This is a genomic window from Acetobacter okinawensis JCM 25146 (assembly GCF_000613865.1).
GTDB lineage: Bacteria > Pseudomonadota > Alphaproteobacteria > Acetobacterales > Acetobacteraceae > Acetobacter > Acetobacter okinawensis.
On sequence record NZ_BAJU01000009.1, the window covers coordinates 56,458 to 73,939 of the forward strand.

26 protein-coding genes and 2 pseudogenes are annotated in these 17,482 nt (G+C 53.6%); 16 read left to right on the plus strand and 12 right to left on the minus strand.

Annotated features, from left to right (window positions below):
• Window positions 1-514: 514 nt before the first annotated feature.
• Window positions 515-655, minus strand: a pseudogene (locus JCM25146_RS21280) (VapC toxin family PIN domain ribonuclease); the annotation flags it as partial.
• On the opposite strand from JCM25146_RS21280, the gene JCM25146_RS21945 reads away from it, so the two are divergent.
• The 3 genes from JCM25146_RS21945 (at window position 608) to JCM25146_RS20660 (ending at window position 1,425) form a co-directional block, all read left to right on the plus strand.
• Entirely contained in the window at window positions 608-811 is a 204-nt protein-coding gene (locus JCM25146_RS21945) for a hypothetical protein (RefSeq protein WP_025826637.1), read from the plus strand. The pseudogene JCM25146_RS21280 and the gene JCM25146_RS21945 sit on opposite strands and share 48 nt — an antisense overlap.
• 129 nt (window positions 812-940) lie before the next feature.
• Window positions 941-1,144: a hypothetical protein gene (locus JCM25146_RS20655; RefSeq protein WP_148298984.1), complete on the plus strand. Its 204-nt coding sequence runs from the start codon at window positions 941-943 to the stop codon at window positions 1,142-1,144.
• Entirely contained in the window at window positions 1,141-1,425 is a 285-nt protein-coding gene (locus JCM25146_RS20660) for a hypothetical protein (RefSeq protein WP_051544063.1), read from the plus strand. Before JCM25146_RS20655 ends, JCM25146_RS20660 begins: the two co-directional genes overlap by 4 nt.
• Here the strand turns inward: JCM25146_RS20660 and JCM25146_RS06200 are convergent.
• The 4 genes from JCM25146_RS06200 to JCM25146_RS06215 all read right to left on the minus strand — a co-directional run bounded on the left by JCM25146_RS06200 (window position 1,409) and on the right by JCM25146_RS06215 (window position 2,960).
• A complete protein-coding gene (locus tag JCM25146_RS06200; RefSeq protein WP_148298985.1) occupies window positions 1,409-1,702 on the minus strand; it encodes a hypothetical protein in 294 nt (97 codons plus the stop codon). The two genes, JCM25146_RS20660 and JCM25146_RS06200, sit on opposite strands and share 17 nt — an antisense overlap.
• Window positions 1,703-1,770: 68 nt before the next feature.
• Window positions 1,771-2,004 carry a BrnA antitoxin family protein gene (locus tag JCM25146_RS17700; protein ID WP_035372089.1) on the minus strand — a complete coding sequence of 78 codons (234 nt, stop codon included), beginning with the start codon at window positions 2,002-2,004 and terminating at the stop codon, window positions 1,771-1,773.
• 51 nt (window positions 2,005-2,055) lie between these two features.
• Window positions 2,056-2,319, minus strand: coding sequence for a BrnT family toxin (locus JCM25146_RS06210; protein ID WP_025826640.1), 264 nt, complete (start codon window positions 2,317-2,319; stop codon window positions 2,056-2,058).
• Window positions 2,320-2,411: 92 nt separating this feature from the next.
• Entirely contained in the window at window positions 2,412-2,960 is a 549-nt protein-coding gene (locus tag JCM25146_RS06215; RefSeq protein WP_148298986.1) for a hypothetical protein, read from the minus strand.
• A 132-nt stretch (window positions 2,961-3,092) separates the two neighbouring features.
• Here JCM25146_RS06215 and JCM25146_RS06220 point away from each other — a divergent pair, with 132 nt between their 5' ends.
• Together JCM25146_RS06220 and JCM25146_RS21950 are read left to right on the plus strand one after the other, a co-directional pair.
• The gene (locus JCM25146_RS06220) at window positions 3,093-3,833 is read left to right on the plus strand and encodes a hypothetical protein (protein ID WP_148298987.1); all 741 of its coding nucleotides are present in this window, start codon (window positions 3,093-3,095) and stop codon (window positions 3,831-3,833) included.
• Window positions 3,834-3,892: 59 nt separating this feature from the next.
• On the plus strand, window positions 3,893-4,294 hold the full coding sequence (locus tag JCM25146_RS21950) for a hypothetical protein (protein ID WP_148298988.1): 402 nt from the start codon (window positions 3,893-3,895) through the stop codon (window positions 4,292-4,294).
• Here the strand turns inward: JCM25146_RS21950 and JCM25146_RS20665 are convergent, their stop codons facing one another.
• Window positions 4,295-4,627 carry an Arc family DNA-binding protein gene (locus tag JCM25146_RS20665; protein WP_025826646.1) on the minus strand — a complete coding sequence of 111 codons (333 nt, stop codon included), beginning with the start codon at window positions 4,625-4,627 and terminating at the stop codon, window positions 4,295-4,297.
• A gap of 93 nt (window positions 4,628-4,720) precedes the next feature.
• Here JCM25146_RS20665 and JCM25146_RS21285 point away from each other — a divergent pair, with 93 nt between their 5' ends.
• From JCM25146_RS21285 to JCM25146_RS06245, 4 genes are all read left to right on the plus strand, one after another.
• Entirely contained in the window at window positions 4,721-4,906 is a 186-nt protein-coding gene (locus JCM25146_RS21285) for an Arc family DNA-binding protein (protein ID WP_159101963.1), read from the plus strand.
• Window positions 4,907-4,923: 17 nt separating this feature from the next.
• Complete coding sequence (locus JCM25146_RS20670; RefSeq protein WP_051544065.1) at window positions 4,924-5,700, plus strand: phage antirepressor KilAC domain-containing protein; 777 nt, start codon at window positions 4,924-4,926, stop codon at window positions 5,698-5,700.
• A gap of 50 nt (window positions 5,701-5,750) precedes the next feature.
• A complete protein-coding gene (locus tag JCM25146_RS06240; RefSeq protein WP_025826650.1) occupies window positions 5,751-5,945 on the plus strand; it encodes a hypothetical protein in 195 nt (64 codons plus the stop codon).
• 888 nt (window positions 5,946-6,833) lie between these two features.
• Window positions 6,834-7,247, plus strand: a complete 414-nt coding sequence (locus tag JCM25146_RS06245; RefSeq protein WP_148298990.1) for a hypothetical protein — start codon at window positions 6,834-6,836, stop codon at window positions 7,245-7,247.
• A gap of 204 nt (window positions 7,248-7,451) precedes the next feature.
• On the opposite strand, the pseudogene JCM25146_RS24845 reads toward JCM25146_RS06245, so the two are convergent.
• Window positions 7,452-7,634: pseudogene (locus JCM25146_RS24845) on the minus strand (DUF3761 domain-containing protein); the annotation flags it as partial.
• A 177-nt stretch (window positions 7,635-7,811) separates the two neighbouring features.
• On the opposite strand from JCM25146_RS24845, the gene JCM25146_RS22400 reads away from it, so the two are divergent.
• The gene (locus JCM25146_RS22400) at window positions 7,812-7,973 is read left to right on the plus strand and encodes a hypothetical protein (RefSeq protein WP_159101964.1); all 162 of its coding nucleotides are present in this window, start codon (window positions 7,812-7,814) and stop codon (window positions 7,971-7,973) included.
• 586 nt (window positions 7,974-8,559) lie between these two features.
• On the opposite strand, the gene JCM25146_RS06255 is transcribed toward JCM25146_RS22400, so the two are convergent.
• The gene (locus tag JCM25146_RS06255) at window positions 8,560-9,321 is read right to left on the minus strand and encodes an SDR family NAD(P)-dependent oxidoreductase (protein WP_025826654.1); all 762 of its coding nucleotides are present in this window, start codon (window positions 9,319-9,321) and stop codon (window positions 8,560-8,562) included.
• Window positions 9,322-9,422: 101 nt separating this feature from the next.
• Between JCM25146_RS06255 and JCM25146_RS17715 the strand changes: the two genes are divergently transcribed.
• From JCM25146_RS17715 to JCM25146_RS06270, 5 genes are all read left to right on the plus strand, one after another.
• On the plus strand, window positions 9,423-10,046 hold the full coding sequence (locus tag JCM25146_RS17715) for a LysR family transcriptional regulator (RefSeq protein ID WP_277909554.1): 624 nt from the start codon (window positions 9,423-9,425) through the stop codon (window positions 10,044-10,046).
• A 25-nt stretch (window positions 10,047-10,071) separates the two neighbouring features.
• Entirely contained in the window at window positions 10,072-10,320 is a 249-nt protein-coding gene (locus JCM25146_RS24485; protein ID WP_277909555.1) for a LysR substrate-binding domain-containing protein, read from the plus strand.
• A gap of 158 nt (window positions 10,321-10,478) precedes the next feature.
• On the plus strand, window positions 10,479-10,769 hold the full coding sequence (locus tag JCM25146_RS22405; protein ID WP_159101965.1) for a hypothetical protein: 291 nt from the start codon (window positions 10,479-10,481) through the stop codon (window positions 10,767-10,769).
• Window positions 10,770-11,004: 235 nt separating this feature from the next.
• The gene (locus JCM25146_RS06265) at window positions 11,005-11,997 is read left to right on the plus strand and encodes a 1-aminocyclopropane-1-carboxylate deaminase/D-cysteine desulfhydrase (protein WP_199897711.1); all 993 of its coding nucleotides are present in this window, start codon (window positions 11,005-11,007) and stop codon (window positions 11,995-11,997) included.
• A gap of 4 nt (window positions 11,998-12,001) precedes the next feature.
• Window positions 12,002-12,865: a sulfurtransferase gene (locus JCM25146_RS06270; RefSeq protein ID WP_025826657.1), complete on the plus strand. Its 864-nt coding sequence runs from the start codon at window positions 12,002-12,004 to the stop codon at window positions 12,863-12,865.
• On the opposite strand, the gene JCM25146_RS06275 is transcribed toward JCM25146_RS06270, so the two are convergent.
• From JCM25146_RS06275 to JCM25146_RS21955, 3 genes are read right to left on the minus strand one after another with little or no spacing between them, the layout of a single operon-like run.
• Window positions 12,798-13,814, minus strand: coding sequence for a hypothetical protein (locus JCM25146_RS06275; protein ID WP_025826659.1), 1,017 nt, complete (start codon window positions 13,812-13,814; stop codon window positions 12,798-12,800). The genes JCM25146_RS06270 and JCM25146_RS06275 overlap by 68 nt on opposite strands.
• On the minus strand, window positions 13,807-14,799 hold the full coding sequence (locus JCM25146_RS17720) for a peptidase dimerization domain-containing protein (protein WP_051544067.1): 993 nt from the start codon (window positions 14,797-14,799) through the stop codon (window positions 13,807-13,809). The genes JCM25146_RS06275 and JCM25146_RS17720 overlap by 8 nt, the downstream gene beginning before the upstream one ends.
• Window positions 14,757-15,185 carry a hypothetical protein gene (locus JCM25146_RS21955; protein ID WP_051544070.1) on the minus strand — a complete coding sequence of 143 codons (429 nt, stop codon included), beginning with the start codon at window positions 15,183-15,185 and terminating at the stop codon, window positions 14,757-14,759. The genes JCM25146_RS17720 and JCM25146_RS21955 overlap by 43 nt, the downstream gene beginning before the upstream one ends.
• A 220-nt stretch (window positions 15,186-15,405) precedes the next feature.
• Here JCM25146_RS21955 and JCM25146_RS06285 point away from each other — a divergent pair, with 220 nt between their 5' ends.
• The gene (locus tag JCM25146_RS06285) at window positions 15,406-16,131 is read left to right on the plus strand and encodes an FCD domain-containing protein (RefSeq protein ID WP_051544071.1); all 726 of its coding nucleotides are present in this window, start codon (window positions 15,406-15,408) and stop codon (window positions 16,129-16,131) included.
• A gap of 24 nt (window positions 16,132-16,155) precedes the next feature.
• Here JCM25146_RS06285 and JCM25146_RS06290 read toward each other — a convergent pair whose 3' ends face one another.
• Window positions 16,156-17,427 carry an MFS transporter gene (locus JCM25146_RS06290; RefSeq protein ID WP_025826664.1) on the minus strand — a complete coding sequence of 424 codons (1,272 nt, stop codon included), beginning with the start codon at window positions 17,425-17,427 and terminating at the stop codon, window positions 16,156-16,158.
• Between the last annotated feature and the right edge of the window lie 55 nt (window positions 17,428-17,482).

Genomic DNA, 17,482 nt, shown 5'->3' on the forward strand with positions numbered 1-17,482 from the left:
GCCAGTTTGCCTATAGTTTGTGCATTGAAGGGCCAGATATCTGACCTCATCAGCCATCATCGGGGTGTCGTGCAATGACCCGAATGTAGGCTACAGCGAAGTCAGGGGCCATCGCCCGTGTCTGTTCCCATTCTCGTAACATGTTGACAGGAACGCGGAGACAACTGGCTAATTCGACTTGAGACAAACCGAGATCGTTACGGGTTTTACGGATCAACTACGCCCTTTGCCCGCGTTCCATGCCTTCGATGGATACAGAACGGTCTTCGGACTCCGCTGGATCGGCAAACAGAATGATATAATCTTTCTTCACCGTTGTCGCTTCTTCTTACGGAAATAAAACGGGGAGATTATCCTGCCAGATAAACACACTGATGTCCTCAATGATGGAGGCGTTTTGTTTGCTGGTCGTGATTGCGGTAGTTGTGGAATTTGGCACAAGTTTTTTGCTGTTTGCAAAGACAAGATTGGCAGTGTGCATTGACGGGCTGGATAGTCGATTTTTATGCTTGGCTTAATCAGCCATCCAATCCTCGGAACGTAGACCATTTACCCTGGTAAACTCACGAAGGTTTCCGGTTACTACAACAAGACCTCTGCTTCGTGCATGCCCAGCAATCATCAGGTCATAGGGGCCGATCACGCAGCCGAGGCGCGAAGCATTAAGGAATTGGACGGTCTTTGGGATATTGTTGACCCAGACGCTGCGGATGCCGCGCTGAAATGGCTGATTGCCAAGCAGGAGGCCGTAGCGACCGAAGCAAAAAACTCTTCCGCACCCCAGGCTTCCAGCAACGCTGTTGGCTCGTAAAGAATGGGGTGCCTTACACCGTGGCGATGGAGGATATGAGCGACGCCGAAGTTATGGCGCACTCCATCGCTTTTTCTGAAATGGAAGGCTACCGGTTCAACTGGAATTCCATGACCATGGAGCAGCCCAATGCCTGACATGACGCCGGTTGAATTTGCAGCCCTTCTGGGCGGTATGGTTGTGGAGGTCGAAAACGCTGCGCAAGAGGGGCTGGAGCGCGCAACCAAACTTGTGCAGCGCGAGGCCCGGGCCGAACTCGGACACTACCAAGATGCCTCCGGGCCATTTCCCGCATGGCCGAATTGGCGGAAAGCACCAAAGATGATCGCGTGAGGCAGGGGTACCCGGAAAACGAACCGGGCCTGCGCTCAGGCGAGATGCGGGAGGGAATTGAGCGTAACGTGCAGGGGCGCACCGGGCGCGTAGGCTCCAATGACGACAAAATGGTGTATTTTGAGCTAGGCAGCGCCAAGCAGCCGCCGCGCGCTACGCTTTCTGGAGCGCTAATCCGCAAGGAAGAGGACGTGGCGCGAGTTGTCGGCCGCCATTTTGTTGGGCGGTTGTTCGGTGAGGATGTTGCGAATGGAGGCGTGCCCGTTATTGGGGATGAATGATTCCGTGCCGCTCCAGCCAGTCGAGGGCAAGAATGAAGATAACGCCGCCCACGACCAGCGATGCCATTAGGAACATTGGCACAAAATAGCCGATGAGGGCGCATTGCGCGACTGTTAGGTTGTCCCACCACTCCCGCACTGTTTTGGGGGTGGGCTGGGGCGCGTTGATGGTGATTGTGGGCTTTGCATGTTGCTGCAGGTGCGCCTGACGCGCGCGCCACATGGGCGTTCCACCATCGTCAAATTCTTCGTCGGTTTCCCATCGGGAGTTTTGCATGGCGCGCACGGTACCATGGAGGCGCAGTGTGGGGCTAGGAGTTTGTTCCCGCCGTAATGTCGTACGCCTTAAAGCCCGACAGCCTGACGCAGCAGTTCATTCGCGCGGCCTTGCCAGCCGGGGCCATCGGCCTTTAGGCGGGCCACCAGATCGGGGTCCAGTCGCATGGACACGAGCGTTTTGGTGGGGGCTTTCTGCGGCCCGCGCACCCGGCGTGCGCTGGCTAGGGTAGGGGCGACCTCTTGGGCAGGCTGTGCCCGCAGGAAGTCCGCCTCTGTCAGTTCCGGGTTGTCCGGGTCCATGGCAATGCCTGATTGATCTGGGCATCTTCATCATCCGTGGGCATGATAAATTCAGGTTTGCGCGGCATAGAGCTTTGCCTCCCGTTTGTTGGCCTTACGCAGGCTGATTATGCGAACAATGCGGGTTTCAATGCTGAATACCAGAACATGAAGCCGCAGATTGATTGGGGCGACAGCGACAAGGCGAGGCTCGTTGGCGCTCTGGCTGGCCATGATGAGAGCAACGTCCCATTCGAAGCCTTCTGCCACGACAAAATCAACGCCGTGTTTGGCGATGTTGCTCTGTCGTTTTGCTTCGTCCCAATCGTATCTCATGGATTATTGTATATATGATAAAACCACATTGGGCAAGGCACATTGTATATATAATTTGGATTAGGCAGATGGGGAACGGGGTTAGAAGGGGATTATGCGTCGGTGGGGTCTACAAGATAACGCTCATCATCCATATTGCTGGGAGCCCACGATTTTTCATCTAAACCTACCTCCTCCAGCATTGCGCGCATCAATGACGCACAATATTGTCTATCTGTGGCTTTGCAATCCCTCCATGTATTGATGAGATTTTCTATTTCTGGCCACAATATATCCAAGTTATCGCGCTTTAAGATCAATAATTTGCGGTCGAACGCGAAATAATTCCAATGGACCTTAATGAAATCTAGCATCTCCTCCTCTTCGAATGAGGGGTGCGTATCGGAATCTGAGGCAAGTTTTATAGCTCGAACGCCAGCATTTATATCCCAATAAATTGACCAATTACCTTTAATATTACGGTTTCCATCCATCACGTAGGCTCTCTCTGCGTCTTCCATTACAGCGCGCTCGATAACCTTCGTAATGGTTTGTCCCCTAAGGCGCGCCACGAATTCCAATGCAAACCTCATTTTGGGATCGAGTCGGATAGTTAGGCTTTCCGACTTTTGCGGTTTTTTGCGTTTGTGCTGTGTAGACATTCCGAATCTCCAATACCTATCGGAAATTACATGCACTGAAAAATCATTGCAAATTATGCCTGCCCAAAGAATGATAATCGTGGAATAAAAGCACTGCGCAATATGTGCGTGAACATTAACGGAAGTGCGAAGATGTCTAAATTCGTGCCCTCACAAGGGAGGGCCTTCGATATTTACAAAGAGGCAAGGCAGAAAGAGCCGAAAACTCGGTTAGTCACAGTCCTCCCTACAGCAGAGATTGAGGCAATTGATGAATGGGGAGTGCCAAATGGAATGGAAAGCCGAACGGCTAAGCATTCCCGGGCGGTAGCTGACATTGAGTTGGGAGTTGCTGGTATCGCTGGGTTGGTGGCGTTATCCGGTTCCATGGCCGTTGCTGGGGCTGCTCTGGGGCCGTTAAACACAGAACTAAGGATTTTTCTGGCAACACTATCGAAAGCTTCCATACCCAGCGCTCCTACCGCTGCCGCTTCTGGCGCTGCGCCCGCGGCTGCGGTATCCACGGCCGCCCGAGCTTCAACAATTTTCGGTCGCCTGCTTTCTGGTGCCGGCCTCGCTTACGAGGGATATTCTCTATACGAGGACCAGAAGGCGCGGGATAATCAACTCAGGGAGACACTCCGCTCTCACCCGAAAGAGGCGCAGCAAGCTCAATGGCTTTACGACCATAGTTACGGCATGTTTGGCTTGAACATGAAGGTCGGGCAAGCGCAGCCTGCAACACAAGTAAATGTCTATGTGGATGGGAAGCAGATTGCGGCGCACGTCGAGGCGTCACAGGAGCGCCGCGCCCGCCAAGACATGCGCGCCTCAGGCACGGACCCGGATCTGATGCAGTACGCGCAGTATCCGGGACGGAGCGTGGGACAGTGAGATATAGTATAAAAATCATCTAATCCGCATCATAGAAATCTTTTGAGGAGACCACTCGTATGCGCTGGATTGCCGTTTCATTGCTCCTACTCACATTGCCAGTTGTGACTCAGGCTGAGGATTGCAATTATTTAAAATTAGTAGAGGTGACGTGCATCAATCTTACCCCAGCTAAGCTTCGCAGTCTTATGGGGCTGAATGAAGCGCAAGTTCGGGGTATATTGCAGTCAGAAGGGCGGCAAGAAGGTAATGTGATTCATTTCAAAGGAATGGCGGCCGGGAAAGGCAGCTTCTCTGGCGGTCTGAATATTACTTTTACTAATGGAATATCTGACATTGTGTCTGCCGTCATAACGCCAGATGTTGGCTCCAAAGATGGAGAGTGGCAGTTTCTTAAATTTATTCAGAACAGCCGTACAGGCTTCTTCTGTTTTGATGGGAACCCCAAAAATGCGTGTTAACTAGGCGACGCCGCCACTCTTGCTTGCTAGACGGCCCACTAAAATACGAATTAAATCATGATCTGAAAGTATGCCAGATGCTTCAGCAACTCGTGCGTCAGCATCCATTTGTATCATTTGTTGTATTGATTCTTTGCGTATCTCCTCTTCTGTTTGCTCTATATCCTGAGCACCCTTCCAGTGTTCCCAATCGTCTACTTCATCGACAGCAAAGCCAAGAAGGTAGATAATTTCAGCATTAAGAGAGCGTATGTTCCTTTTGGCGCGCTCTTCTATTTTCGTCTTTAGACGCGCTGGCATGCGTATGGTCACTGAGGGGCGAGAATCAGACATCGGTTATCCCATAAAAACGCTTGCACGCATTATGATTGCATGTATACAACATGTCTATGCACGCATTTTGAGTGCAATTGCAGAAATGGAGATATGAAGATCACAGCAACTCTAACACTTAGGTTAGATCGTCGTCTTCTTGATTATATCAGGGAGAGGGCAAGTCGCCACGACAGAAGCATGAATGGAGAAGTTCAAGCCGTATTTCGTGAAATGGAAGCAAAAGAAAAGGCACCAGAGCACGGCCTCGAAAACCGCTCTGATGCCTCTCAGAAATGACCATAGGAAGTCACAACATGACGACAAATACCATAAACGCCGTCGTTTATTCAACGCCTACGATGTCCAGCCGCGAAATCGCGGAACTGACAGGTAAAAAGCACTTCCATGTCGTGCGCGACATTAAGGCGATGTTGAAAGCCGTAAACTTGGATGAAGCGGGGTATATCCAAACTTGGATAGACCCCCAGAATGGGCAGGAATACGAGGAATACAACCTACCCAAGAACCTGACCTTAAACCTCGTAACAGGCTACCGGGCCGACATGCGGCTGAAGATCATTGACCGCTGGTTGGAACTGGAGGCCAAGCCCGCTGTGGCTGCCCCATCCAACATGGTCGAAGCCCTCACGCTGGCTCTTGAGCAGCAGAAAGAACTGCAAGCCAAGGATGCCGAGATTGCCGAACTCTCCCCCAAAGCCGCCGCACTGGATGTCATATCGGAAGCTGAGGGGGATATGGGCGTTCGGGATGCCGGGCGGGAACTTGGCATTGGTATGTCCAAGGTAGTTGATTTCCTGCTTGATCACAAATGGGCCTGCCGTGAAGGCGAGAAAAAGAAGAAGCTCCGTCCTGCTCACTATGGCCAGACGCAGGGATATTGCCGCCTTGTGACCAAAACTTACCCGGAGCGGTATACAGGCGAAACATGCGTGGGGCATGACTTCAAAATCACGCCTCGTGGCCTCGCCCGCCTGGCGGTCCTGCTATGTGGCATCAATTCCGAACCGGCGCGCAGGCTGAACGGAGCGAAGAAAGCCGCCCCCGTCCCTTTCTTCCAAACGCCAGCGTAAGCGCCGTAACGGCCAGCCATCCCTTCGGGGGTGGCAACGCTGGTGAGAGAATGAGTGATAATGCCGTTTCCGTTGCTCTCCTTCACGCCACTTATGCCCTGCCGGGCGTAAGAAAAGAATTTGGCCGCTCAGCGGACGATTTGCTTGCACATATACGCACAGCCGCACGCGCCATCACTCAGCTTTGGGGCGATGTGGTTGCGGAAGAGGAGCAGAGGAAGGTGGGGCAGAAGGCGTTGGTTTAGGGGAAGAGTGGGCAGGAATTTCTGCCTACCTCCGGCACCGCTCCGGAACTGATGCGGTACACGCAGTATCCGGGGAGGAGCGTGGGGCGGTGAGGGGGGGCTACATAATTGCTGCCTCTATTGTGAAGCATAAAGCATATGCAATCATATTATAACCACCGAATTTGAAAACGAAGCAATCAAAAAATTCTTCATTTTTTCTACTATAATAAGAGAATATGAAGAAAGTAGCTGATAAAGCTGAAATGAAAATTAGACAGGCAAAATAGGCGGGGCTAAATATTTGAGGTACTTGCTGCATGGCGGATTTCCTTTGATATTGATGAGCCGAGAAGTCGGGGACAGCATTAGCTGCCCCCTTGTCGTTCTCACTTACCCATTAATGAGGATAAGAGCGGAAATGAGAGCAAACATGCTCTTTCCTTCCAAAGCGAACGCGTACATATGCGCGAACGTGCACCATAAGCGGGCCTCCCTATGCTAGGCCCAGCGCGCTCTTGACTTTTTCAGCAAGCAGTGTATCCAGCCAGAGACGCATTAAGTCACTGGGCGTGGATACACTCCTGCCTAGGCTACTTCGAGCACGCTTTAACGGGCGTTGAAATGTAGCCGCAACCAAATCGCCTATAAAACAAATGAAACTCTCACCTCTCATTTGCTTAGGGCGGTTTGGCCTGCGCTGTTTCTCGCGTACAATATCCCCTATGGCAAGAGAAAAATCGAAAAATGAATTTTTGAATTCGTTTTTCATTCACACCACCTTTGTTCTCTGTGTTAGCATATTATACAAACCTTAATATGTGCGGAGGCAGTTATGGCCAGTCCACTAGAGATAGCGCTGAAAAGTGCGATTGCTGAAAGAAAAAAATCACAGACCGTTTGAAGGATTTGGATGATTTTTTGGAGCAGACCTCGCGGCTGTCAGGCATCCCACTGAAGGACCTACTGTACTCTCGAGAAGAGGATGAGTTCACGGTCGATGCGTCTGATGAAGATGATTTAGTCGACAGTGGTGAGCGAATTTCTCAAGATGATTTGGAGCGCTTAATTTTAGAATTGATTTTCTCTAGTCCGTTCGGATTATCTTCAGTGGATGAGATCATGGATGTGCTAAAGAAGCGTGGGTATGACCCTGGGGGGCAAAATAAACGAAAAAATCTCACAACTAGAATTTGGAGAATATCCGAAAAGAAAAAAACTATTATTCGCGTGAGAGATGGGGAGTATGGGGCCGCTAAAAATTTAGTCAGTGCTCTTGGTCCTGATAATAGATTCTATTTTTCTCTAGATAAAAGTATGTAATATTCAAATATGATTGTGGTTAAGGGGCGGCATATTGCCGCCCTTTTTTATTTTACCCACCTCCAAACTTGTACTACGCTGCCCCCACCATTCAGGAGCCATTCATGGTCATGCAAACGGTGGCCCAGCCGGTCACAGCCCCAGCCATTCATTCACTCCGCCATGTCCGGTGCATGTTCCCCTACGGTGTAGGCTAAAGCTGTATGTGCCATCACGGCATTTGGCAGAGGCGCCCGGCGGGACTTCTCCATTACGGGTGCGTGCTGGAGAGTGGACAATTTTACCGTCCACGTTGCGATAATGCTTATGATCCAGAAGCCCTAGTGCATCAGTCTGTTGTGGCTGCGTCGTTGGATTGGATCCGCCTCGGAACGCTGCAACTGGCATGGCTGGCAGAAGCGCGGAAAGGCAGAGCAAGGCAAGCAGTATTGGCCTCAAGTTGCAATCCTCCGCATTTCACCACGGCCTTCCGGCCATCTTGCAGTATGAAGGCATAACATCTTCGCTCTTGTACCCCCGCGCAGTTTCTGGCACAGGTTAAATACTCTTCCACAAATGTGACCAATGTTGTCCGTGCGCTCTTTGCGCCTGCGAGCCGCCATGTCTTTGACGCTGACCAACATCGAAACCGCAATTGGTTCGATAGGGCGGCTGTCTGCGTCTGCCTCGGTGCAGATTGGCGGCCTCGTGCTGACTGGCATGGAAGTGCCCGATCGCATAGGGTAACATGGCGAACACCATCAAAGTGACGGCGGCGGACAGGACGCTTTATCATGTGGCGGCCGCCCATCTGGGGGATGCCGCGCAATGGTGGCGGATTGCCCAGCTTAACGGCCTGACCGACCCCGATCTGTCCGCATTTGCGACGCCTGTTCCGCTGGTTATCCCCGCTAGTTCGGGAGTGGTGCACACTCTGGCGTACAAAGATAACGGGCCTGACGCGCCGCTGGTTATGGGCGCATCCGGCCTGCGGTTCAGTCGGGATTACCAGATTGCCAAGGGCATTATTGTTCATGTGACAAGCTGGGACAGCAGGCAGCGGAGCCGTGTGGAGTATTACTGGTCCGCCGAAGGTGGTTCGACAAAGAAGGCGCTGGCCAATGGGAACCTGCACAGCTTTACGTTGCCGGGGGCGAGGTTGGAGCAGGTCCAGTCGTTCGCCACCCGTCTTCGGTCACGACATTACTGCTCATCCACAAATATTCCGACTACGGAAAGCCCGACAACGCAGTCGCGACCACACTGTCGAGAAGCATTTGCACAAGCTATTTCCAGTATGATGCCAGACGCCATCAAGCAGGCCTGCTCGCACTCAGATGGCCTGGCCGCCGGAGACCTCAATCCGCTGTGCATTGACCCAGCGATTGCCCTCGGACAGCAGCGAGGCGATCATCGGGCCGATATCGTCCGGCACGCCCGGACGCCCAAGTGCGGTTGCTTCCGCGATGTGCCGAGCCACGTCCGGATTGTCCCGCACGACACCGCCTGAAAAATCCGTCTGAATAGCGCCAGGAGCAACCGTATTGACGGCGATGCGCCGCGGGCCGAGTTCCTTGGCCATGTAACGTGTCATGACTTCCACCGCTCCTTTCATGGAGGCATAGGCGATCCGGCCGGGGTAGGAGAAACGGGTCAGTCCCGAAGAAATGTTCACGATCCGGCCGCCATCCGCGATTAGTGGCAGTAATTCCTGCGTCAGGAACAACGGACCTTTGACGTGAACACGATAAGCGGCGTCAAGATCCTCCTCCGTAACCTCACCGAACAGACCGCTATGCGACGTACCTGCCATGTTGATGAGGTAGTCGAAACGCTCAGCACCCCAGTCGCCCAGCACGCGTTGAATCTCATTGGCAAAGGCCGGAAACGTGTGAACATCGCCAGTATCGAGTTGCAGGGCCACGGCGCGAGCGCCGCTGCGTTCGACGCTGGCGACAACCGCTTCCGCAGCAGCCCTGTTGGTATGATAGGTGAAGATCGAAGAAACACCGCGTCGGGCAAGTGCCTCGACGGTCGAACGCCCGAGGCCTCGGCTTCCGCCGGTGACGAGGGCAATTGTTTTGACTTCAGTCATGGGATTCTCCGTTTGCTAGGAGCCCCATATTGCTCACCCTGTCACCCGTTCGATAAGATCATACTTCCAGAAAGCACTGTTTTGCGCCATGGAACAATCCTATGGACAGGTTCGCCACGCTTGATCTTTTTATCCGCATTGTTGATCGCGGCAGCTTCAGCGCCGCGGCAGCCGCCTGTGGTGTTTCGCGGCCGGTCGCGACCACTGCGATCAAGGCACTGGAGAGCAGGCTTGGCACACGGTTGCTGCAACGTTCGACTCGTCACGTCCGGCCCACTGTGGAAGGAACCGCCTATTATCGGCGCTGTATTGCGATACTGGCCGATCTCGAGGACGCGGATTGTGGGGCGACTGGCACTGTTTCTGGCACTTTGCGTGTGGACGTCATCGGCTACCTCGCACGCACCATCCTGCTGCCGGCACTCCCCGAATTCCTCGCACGACATCCTGCCCTGACCGTCCATCTCGGAGAGGGCGAACGGCTTGTCGATCTGGTCCGGGAGGGTGTGGATTGCGTCGTGCGAGCTGGCCCTCTTGCTGACAGCGAGATGGTGACCCGGTCTCTGGGGGTGATGGAAGAAGTCACCGTAGCCAGCCCGGACTATCTGGCGCGGCATGGAATGCCCGCAACACCGGAGGACCTTGAAGGCCATCAGATGATCGGTTTCGTATCGTCGCGCACCGGCCAGCCTCTGCCGCTGGAGTTCACGTGCGGAGAGAGGTGATCGAGGTGATGCTGCGACGCGATTGTTGGTCAGTGGCGCTGAAACCAGTGCCACTGCCGCGCGGCAAGGCTTAGGCCTCGTACAGGCTCCACGTTACCGCTTCATTGATGATCTTGCGAAAGGGAGGTTGATTGAGGTTCTCGCCGATTTTCCACCGACCCCCACGCCGCTCTCAGTGCTCTATCCGAGCAACAGGCAGCTTTCTCCGCGTGTACGTGTCTTCGTCGACTGGCTGGTGGAAATTATCGGCTCGGGAATCCTTCCGAGGTCGTAAGGTTTTTCGTGTGAAACCATATCAAGCTGGCTTTTCGAAGCTGCCAGGATTTTGATCGCTTGAAGATCGACCACGCGTATCGTGACTTCTCCGCTACGCAATCATATGCACATACAAAATTGACTTACATGACTTAATGTTTTTATCCTGATCATCAGGTGAAAATCTTTTCAGCGATGTATTTTGACCACTGTTTCAGCAAAGATCGCGCCTGCAGCCGCCACGCTCACGGAGATGAAGTTCTGCTGAAGCTCCTAGCCTTGGCGATTTGTTCGATTAACAAACCACATGACTGCCTGAGCGCGTTTAACTTGGCGCCAAGAAAATTAGGTTCATCCCTTGCTGGGTGCGGAATGATTTTCTGGTCGCTGGTTGGTTTTTCAATCCCCGCCACTTTCATGCTGAATATAGAGTGTCTACCAATTATGCGGCTTGAAGCCGACAAGTAGAAAATCTCTGCTCGTGCTTGGCAGAGACGTTGGTCCTGTGGTGGTAAGTCATGTCGACAGTGCGGCTCCGGTACGGTGTGTAATATCCAAGATGGTATGGTCAGTGCTTTTGTCTCCATGGAGTTGCGTTGTCAGCTAAATATGATATATGATATATCATATTTGTTATTTTCCGGTAGCAATCTCCGTGCTCATCGCGTGTGATGCTGTTGGACGGCTGACGGAGACCCAGATTTTGAAACTCGATACATTTGCACGTGTTCCACTTGGATTTATGCCCACTCCCATAGACGCGTTACCGCGCCTGAGTGCGGATCTGGGGGTGGAACTTCTGGTCAAGCGTGACGATTATACGGGCTTTGGTGGCGGGGGGAACAAAGTCCGCAAGCTTGAATACCTGATGGCAGAGGCGCTGGCCGCCAAGGCGGAGGTGCTGATAACCACAGGGGGGCACCAATCCAACCATGCGCGGATGGTGGCTGCGTGTGCGGCAAAATTTGGCATGAAGGCCAAGCTTGTACTGCGCGGTAACAGGCCAGAGCATTATCAGGGTAACCTGCTGCTGGACCGTATTTTTGGCGCGTCTCTCGAATTTCTTGACCCGGACGATTATTTCCATCTGATTGACGCGCGCTTTGAGGCGCTGGCCCAGTCAGTGCGGGATGCAGGTGGTGTGCCTTATGTTATCCCCCTTGGCGGAGCCAATGCGACTGGAGCCTTGGGTTATGTGCGTGCGGTCAGGGAAATGGCTGAGCAGTTCAAAGCCATGGACATGTCTCCCCCTGACGTTCTGGTGCTGCCGGTCGGCTCTGGTGGTACCATGGCGGGGCTGCTGATCGGTTGTCGGATGTTCTGGCCACAGACGCGCGTCATTGGCGTAAGTGTCTCGCGCGACGCCGCCTGGTTTCAGGAGCGCATTGCAGGTATTGCCAATGACTGCGCAGCTCTTTTGGGGCTGACAGAACCCGTGCAGGCCGGGGACGTAACGGTTGCCGATCGCTACGTTGGAACATCGTATGGTGTGCCCAGTGCTGACGGCAATGCGGCAATAGAGCGTGTGGGCCGTAGCGAGGGCGTCCTGCTCGACCCGGTATATACAGGCAAGGCCATGGCTGGCCTTTTTGGTCTTATTGCCAACGGCAGCATTGCGGCCAAAAGTAGGGTTTTGTTTATCCATTGCGGTGGTTCTCCAGCCCTGTTCCCCTTTGCAGATAATTTTGTGGGTTGATCGCATGGCCGTCTGGAAAGACCTGCTCAGTGTTGCCGAACTTCAGGATATGATGAGCAGCGATGCGGTGCAGGTTATTGATGCAACATGGGCTCCGCCATCTGCCATGCGCCAGCTTGAGGCTGAATTTCAGGATGGGCATATACTTGGCGCTATACGCTGCGACGTGGATATGCTGTGCCTGCCTGTAACAGCGCCGCCGTCCAGAATGTTGCCGCCTGCAGCGGAGTTTGCACGCCTGCTGGCGGAAGCGGGGATTGATCCGGCAAAACCTGTGGTGGTTTATGATCGCGCGGGCCTTTATAGCGCTGCGCGGGTCTGGTGGATGCTCAAGGTGCATGGGCATGCCCGGGTTTCTGTTCTGGATGGCGGGTTTCCGGCGTGGATCGCTGGGGGAGGGGAGGTCGAACAGGGGCCTCGTGCCGTGCAGGTGCGGAAAGCGGGCACGGCAGCCCTGTGCGGGCAGATTGCCGATGTGACAAAAACCTGGCAGCATGTTTTGCACAATATTCAAAGCCATGAAGCCCTGCTGGTTGACGTCAGACCCCCTGCATTTTTTTCCGGGCAGGCTAGTGGTGTGTATCAAGGCGTTCGGGCTGGGCATATTCCGGGTGCGGTCAGCTTGCCATATGCCAGCCTGCTGGAGACAGATGGACGCCTGAAGAGTGTTCCTGACCTTGAACAAAGCTTTTCAGGTGTTGGCATAACCCCCGAGCGTCCGGTTATTGTTAGTTGCGGGTCGGGGGTTACGGCCTGCATACTCGCGCTGGCGCTGAGCGTCTGTGGTTATCCTCTGCCTGCTATTTATGATGGTTCATGGGAGGAGTGGGGAAGCCGCCCAGACCTCCCTGTTGAGCAGAACGAATAACGCGGGACGCCAGGGCAATATCAAAAATATTAAGTCCAAAGCTGGAAAAATAAACACTTTCTCCCAAAGGTGGATGCCATTCACCTGCGACCAGCGCGCCAAGGTCGGCGGTAACATCCGAGCGGCTCAGTGTGCCCTCCCTGTATTGGCGGAAGAGGCTCTTGGCGCTTGTCTGGGCAAAATCTCCCCATAGGTCGACGCAAATATGGTCAAAGGCAGTTATGGCCTGTATTGCGACCTCATCATAACCAGCCTGAATCAGGAGCATGCCGGGGTGGATATGCTCGCGTAAAATAAACGGATGCTGCGCCGCCGTGCAGGCGAGTACAATATCGGCATCACGCATGATGTTCCCCAGATCAGTCACAACCCGGACCAGATTTTCGGGATAATGTGCTGCCAGTGCATGGGCTTTTTGCGCGGTACGGTTCCAGAGCAGAATGGGAGCGGAGTGGCCAAAGAGTTCTGTAGCCATACGGAGGTGCCGGGCTCCAATGGTGCCTGCCCCCAGCACGGCAATACGTGGAGTGTGTGCAAAAGACATGCTTTGCATGACCAGGGCAGAGACCGCTGCCGTGCGTACGGCTGTCAGGAGTTCGCTGGTTACAACACCCAGCTTTTGCCCGGTCAGGCGGCAGTTAATGAGCGTTGTGGAAACCGCAGCCTGTTCCGCCGGTGGTCTGGTCTGCCGATGTGCGGTCCATTTGACGCCGATGGTCTGGTAATCTCCCTCCAGCCATGCTGGCAGGGCGTAAGCTTTGGCGGAAGGACCAGCCGAGGCATCGAGCGGGACAGAAAGCTCGGCAGGCATACCAGCCTGCCCCTTTTTGAGCAGGGTAATGGCCTGAGCGACATCCTGCATGGCCAGACGGATATTGTCTCCCCCTACTGCCATAACATCGTTCTGATCCATCAGGAGTAGTGGAGGAGCCGTTCTGTTTTCAGGCATATTTTTGTGTCCTGCACTGTTCTGCTGTTGCTGGCAGCCACTTGAGCAGGAAGCCCAGAAAATTCTGTAATCCTGTCAGGGTGATAAATTCATTGGCCGCATGGGCGTTGCCGCCATAGCCGAGCCCGCCAATCAGAAGTCCGGGACCATTGGTGCTGAACAATGCACCCGGCATGGTGCCCGGAGCCCACGGCCAGATTTGTGGCGTATAGTCTGCCTGTGTGTAACACGCTTCCAGCGCGCGTGCTGGTGCTGTCTGCCCGCTTACACGAAAACCCGGACAGATGGAGGTTATGCTCAGTTCCAGCCCTTGCGTTGTGCAGTCCTCCAGTTTTTTTTGGAAAACAGAGACAATGTCGTCTGTTTTTATGTCTGGAGGAAAGCGCAGATCAAATGTTGCACAGGCATGTGGAGGAATGACAGCAGGTTGGGAGGGATGGCCAGCCGTTATGGCGGAAAGATTGCAAGCAGTCCCCCCCAGCATGACGGCCAGATGGTCGGCTGTGGTGCCACAAACGCCATAGCGCCGGGTCGCACGGAATTTGAGCTCCGCCGCCAGATCAAATGTTTGTGCCAGAGTATGGACCTGAGCCGTGGCCTCCGCATCAAGCGGAAGAGGAGGGAGCACTGTGCCCATATCGTCCTGACTTAGAGCTTCCAGTGCATGCAGCAGGCGCCATGCGGGGTTTGCTATCCATGGGCTGTTGGAGGAGTGAATGGGTCTTTCGGGGCCGCCCCAGTCCCCACCCCTGACGGCTGCCTGCCCACGGACCATGCCCTTGCAGCCAAGGTACATGCGCGGAGGTCCTCCTCCATACTCACAAAAAGATGGGAACAGACCGGCATCTGCGTGGAAGAGGAGCGGGTTGCCCGCCATGTAACGGCGCAGGCTCTGGCTGCCAGTTTCTTCCTCACCATCCAGAATGATTTCGATATTGGCATTCAGCCTGTTCTCGCGCAGCAGATGGCTGAGTGCCTCAAGCATGCCTGCCAGCGGTCCTTTGTTGTTTTCTGCTCCTCGCCCCACAAAGCATTCTCCCTTGTCGGCAGGGACACAAGACCGCCCTCAAACGGGGGGACCAGCCAGGTCTCAGAGGTGGCGGGCATGACGTCATACATATTGTAGAGCAGCAGTGTAACATCCGCACCGCGATCAATGACGGCATGAATAACGCCAGAAGTAGCGCCAGTGCCATTGGCAATAATTCTGGCACCTAACGTATTGCTCAAAAACTGGGTGAGGGAAGAGGCCATTGCCTGCATGGCCGGTTCATTGCCCGCATGGGAGGGGATGCGGGTCCACGCGCCGAGCGTTGCGAGTGTCCTGTGGAGTAAGGGGGCTGGGCATAAGGCGGAAGAGGCGGCAGACACGGTGGTGGTCCTTACTCTTTTGGCAAAATCATGCCAGACTACATCATTCGCATGCACGGGAATATATGATATATCGCCAGAACAATGAGTCGCAAAGAAGCATCCGGCTTTCCTGCACAAGGATGTGTCGGTTCTGAGGGGCGGCAGATGTGCCAAGTGTTGTATGGTGGTGGAGATGGGGTTTTGGGAAGAGGCGCCCAGAACACAAAATTTAGAATAGTTGCATAAAAAGGAAGCAAAACGTGTCTATAATGTTGGGGGCTTGGTGCTAAGCGTGATAAAAATAGAACGTCCGCAACGGGTTGCTCTTGCAGATTATGTAGAAAAGAACATTCGTAGAGAAATTCTTGAAGGACGACTTCACCCGGGAGATCGTCTGGTTACGCGTGAACTGGCGGAACTCCTGGGCACCAGTGTTACTCCTGTGCGCGAGGCGCTCCTGCGTCTGGTCGCCATAGGAGTGCTGGAAGCATCGCCGGCCCAGTCTTTTACGGTGCCGTTGCTCGAGTCCAGACAGTATCTGGAACTGGCCGAAATACGCCGCGCCATAGAACCGTTGGCCACCGTGCATGCCATGAAAAATCTGACAAAGCGGGATATTGCCGAGCTTGATGGAATTTTGCAGGATTTTCGTCAGGCAAAACGTAAAGGTGATGTGTCTGCTGCATTGTCTTTTAATCACGCGTTCCGTTTTAGGCTTTATACTGCGGCGGATAAACCTGTACTGCTGGAAATTATCGAGCAGCTATGGCTGAAGATCGGCCCAATGTTTAATTATCTGTTCCCCCAGTCTGATGTCGAGGCTGAGATGCCGCATAATTATGATTTGCTTCTGTCCGCGATCAAGAGCGGTGATGAGGATGCCGTTTGCGCCCTTATCAAAAAGTCGATTGATAGAGGAACAGAAATCATACTGCATAACCTGCAAACGTATCTTAAGCGTTAAACAGGCGACTGTGTTTTGCCCTGATTATATGGTTTTTTTCACACAGGGGATGGTCAGAAAAGCCGCGGCACATACCATAAGCACAGCTGTACCCAGTTCTGCTGGCGCAAAACTTCCGGTCAAAGTCGCCAGTTTTCCTACGATTATGGGGCAAAGCACTCCTGCGATCATGCCGCATGTGTTGATGACGGCAAAGTCGGTGGCGGACGGAGGGCGGGATGCTACTGAACTGGGCAGGGTCCAGAAGACGACGTAAGCCCCATACAAACTGGCCAGCCCAACAGTAGAACAGGCCAGAACACTGCTCAGACTGGTGCCATGATACGCCAGAAAAGCCAGAGCCCCTGCGCCACAAAGGCAGAATACGGCGCATAGAGTGCGCCGTGTTGTTGCGGCGGAATCTGCCAGCCGACCGGCTGTGAGCATGGTGAGCGTTGCAAACAGGTAGGGAATGCTGGACAGCACGCCAATGGTCATATGGGATTGGATATGCGTTGATTGTAAAAAATGTGGCAGCCAGAAGCTGAAAATATCATTACCACAGACAATAAAGACATAGGGGATGATCAGGGTAAACAGGCTGCGCATATGCAGTGTGGGTGTGAATGTTTCCGTTTTTTTGGGTGCGGGAAGATGCTTGAGTAGTATGGTTTTTTCGTCCTGCGTCAGCCATGAGGCAGCCTGAGGGTGCTCGGGCAAAAAAAGCAGAATCCAGATTCCAAGGCATATGGCGGGGAAGGATTCCAGCACGAACATCCAGCGCCATCCGCTTATTCCCCAGACATTCTGCATGGATGCCAGGATGACGCCAGAAAGAATGCTGACAATAACGCCGGACAATGGGCCTGCCAGTTGTTGTATGGATATGGCGCGCCCCATTTTGTTCGCTGGATACCATAAAGAAAGAAAATAGAGGGCAAGGGGAGAAAAACCAGCCTCCAAAACACCCAGCAGAAAGCGCAGCCCATAAAACTGTGTTTTGTCTGTGCAAAAGAACATGGCCATGCCAGCCAACCCCCATAAAATCATGATACGGGAGAACGTGCGTGGCGCACCAATTCTGCTGAACAACCATGCCGCCGGAAGTTCAAACAGGACATAACCCAGATAAAATATACCAACAGCCATGCCGTAATCCGCTTCACTTAAGTGCAGGTCCGCAGTCATGCTGAGGTGGGCAAACGAGATATTGGCCCGGTCAATGCAGTTGATGATGTATGCCACAGAGAGCACGACCAGAATACGCAGGTCGATACGCCTGAATATGCTTGCAGGCAGTGTCTCTTTCTGCGGCATGTGGTGGGATACTCCAGTGCAAGGGTAATAAAGGACGAGAGCGCCAGACAACATG

What these genes read in the sequence shown, in the direction of transcription:
- JCM25146_RS21945 (WP_025826637.1), top strand. Translation starts at nt 608, where the DNA reads ATGCCCAGCAATCATCAGGTCATAGGGGCCGATCACGCAGCCGAGGCG.
- JCM25146_RS20655 (WP_148298984.1), top strand. Translation starts at nt 941, where the DNA reads ATGCCTGACATGACGCCGGTTGAATTTGCAGCCCTTCTGGGCGGTATG.
- JCM25146_RS06200 (WP_148298985.1), bottom strand. Translation starts at nt 1,702, where the DNA reads ATGCAAAACTCCCGATGGGAAACCGACGAAGAATTTGACGATGGTGGA.
- JCM25146_RS17700 (WP_035372089.1), bottom strand. Translation starts at nt 2,004, where the DNA reads ATGGACCCGGACAACCCGGAACTGACAGAGGCGGACTTCCTGCGGGCA.
- JCM25146_RS06210 (WP_025826640.1), bottom strand. Translation starts at nt 2,319, where the DNA reads ATGAGATACGATTGGGACGAAGCAAAACGACAGAGCAACATCGCCAAA.
- JCM25146_RS06215 (WP_148298986.1), bottom strand. Translation starts at nt 2,960, where the DNA reads ATGTCTACACAGCACAAACGCAAAAAACCGCAAAAGTCGGAAAGCCTA.
- JCM25146_RS06220 (WP_148298987.1), top strand. Translation starts at nt 3,093, where the DNA reads ATGTCTAAATTCGTGCCCTCACAAGGGAGGGCCTTCGATATTTACAAA.
- JCM25146_RS21950 (WP_148298988.1), top strand. Translation starts at nt 3,893, where the DNA reads ATGCGCTGGATTGCCGTTTCATTGCTCCTACTCACATTGCCAGTTGTG.
- JCM25146_RS20665 (WP_025826646.1), bottom strand. Translation starts at nt 4,627, where the DNA reads ATGTCTGATTCTCGCCCCTCAGTGACCATACGCATGCCAGCGCGTCTA.
- JCM25146_RS21285 (WP_159101963.1), top strand. Translation starts at nt 4,721, where the DNA reads ATGAAGATCACAGCAACTCTAACACTTAGGTTAGATCGTCGTCTTCTT.
- JCM25146_RS20670 (WP_051544065.1), top strand. Translation starts at nt 4,924, where the DNA reads ATGACGACAAATACCATAAACGCCGTCGTTTATTCAACGCCTACGATG.
- JCM25146_RS06240 (WP_025826650.1), top strand. Translation starts at nt 5,751, where the DNA reads ATGAGTGATAATGCCGTTTCCGTTGCTCTCCTTCACGCCACTTATGCC.
- JCM25146_RS22400 (WP_159101964.1), top strand. Translation starts at nt 7,812, where the DNA reads ATGTTGTCCGTGCGCTCTTTGCGCCTGCGAGCCGCCATGTCTTTGACG.
- JCM25146_RS06255 (WP_025826654.1), bottom strand. Translation starts at nt 9,321, where the DNA reads ATGACTGAAGTCAAAACAATTGCCCTCGTCACCGGCGGAAGCCGAGGC.
- JCM25146_RS17715 (WP_277909554.1), top strand. Translation starts at nt 9,423, where the DNA reads ATGGACAGGTTCGCCACGCTTGATCTTTTTATCCGCATTGTTGATCGC.
- JCM25146_RS06270 (WP_025826657.1), top strand. Translation starts at nt 12,002, where the DNA reads ATGGCCGTCTGGAAAGACCTGCTCAGTGTTGCCGAACTTCAGGATATG.
- JCM25146_RS06275 (WP_025826659.1), bottom strand. Translation starts at nt 13,814, where the DNA reads ATGCCTGAAAACAGAACGGCTCCTCCACTACTCCTGATGGATCAGAAC.
- JCM25146_RS17720 (WP_051544067.1), bottom strand. Translation starts at nt 14,799, where the DNA reads ATGCTTGAGGCACTCAGCCATCTGCTGCGCGAGAACAGGCTGAATGCC.
- JCM25146_RS06290 (WP_025826664.1), bottom strand. Translation starts at nt 17,427, where the DNA reads ATGCCGCAGAAAGAGACACTGCCTGCAAGCATATTCAGGCGTATCGAC.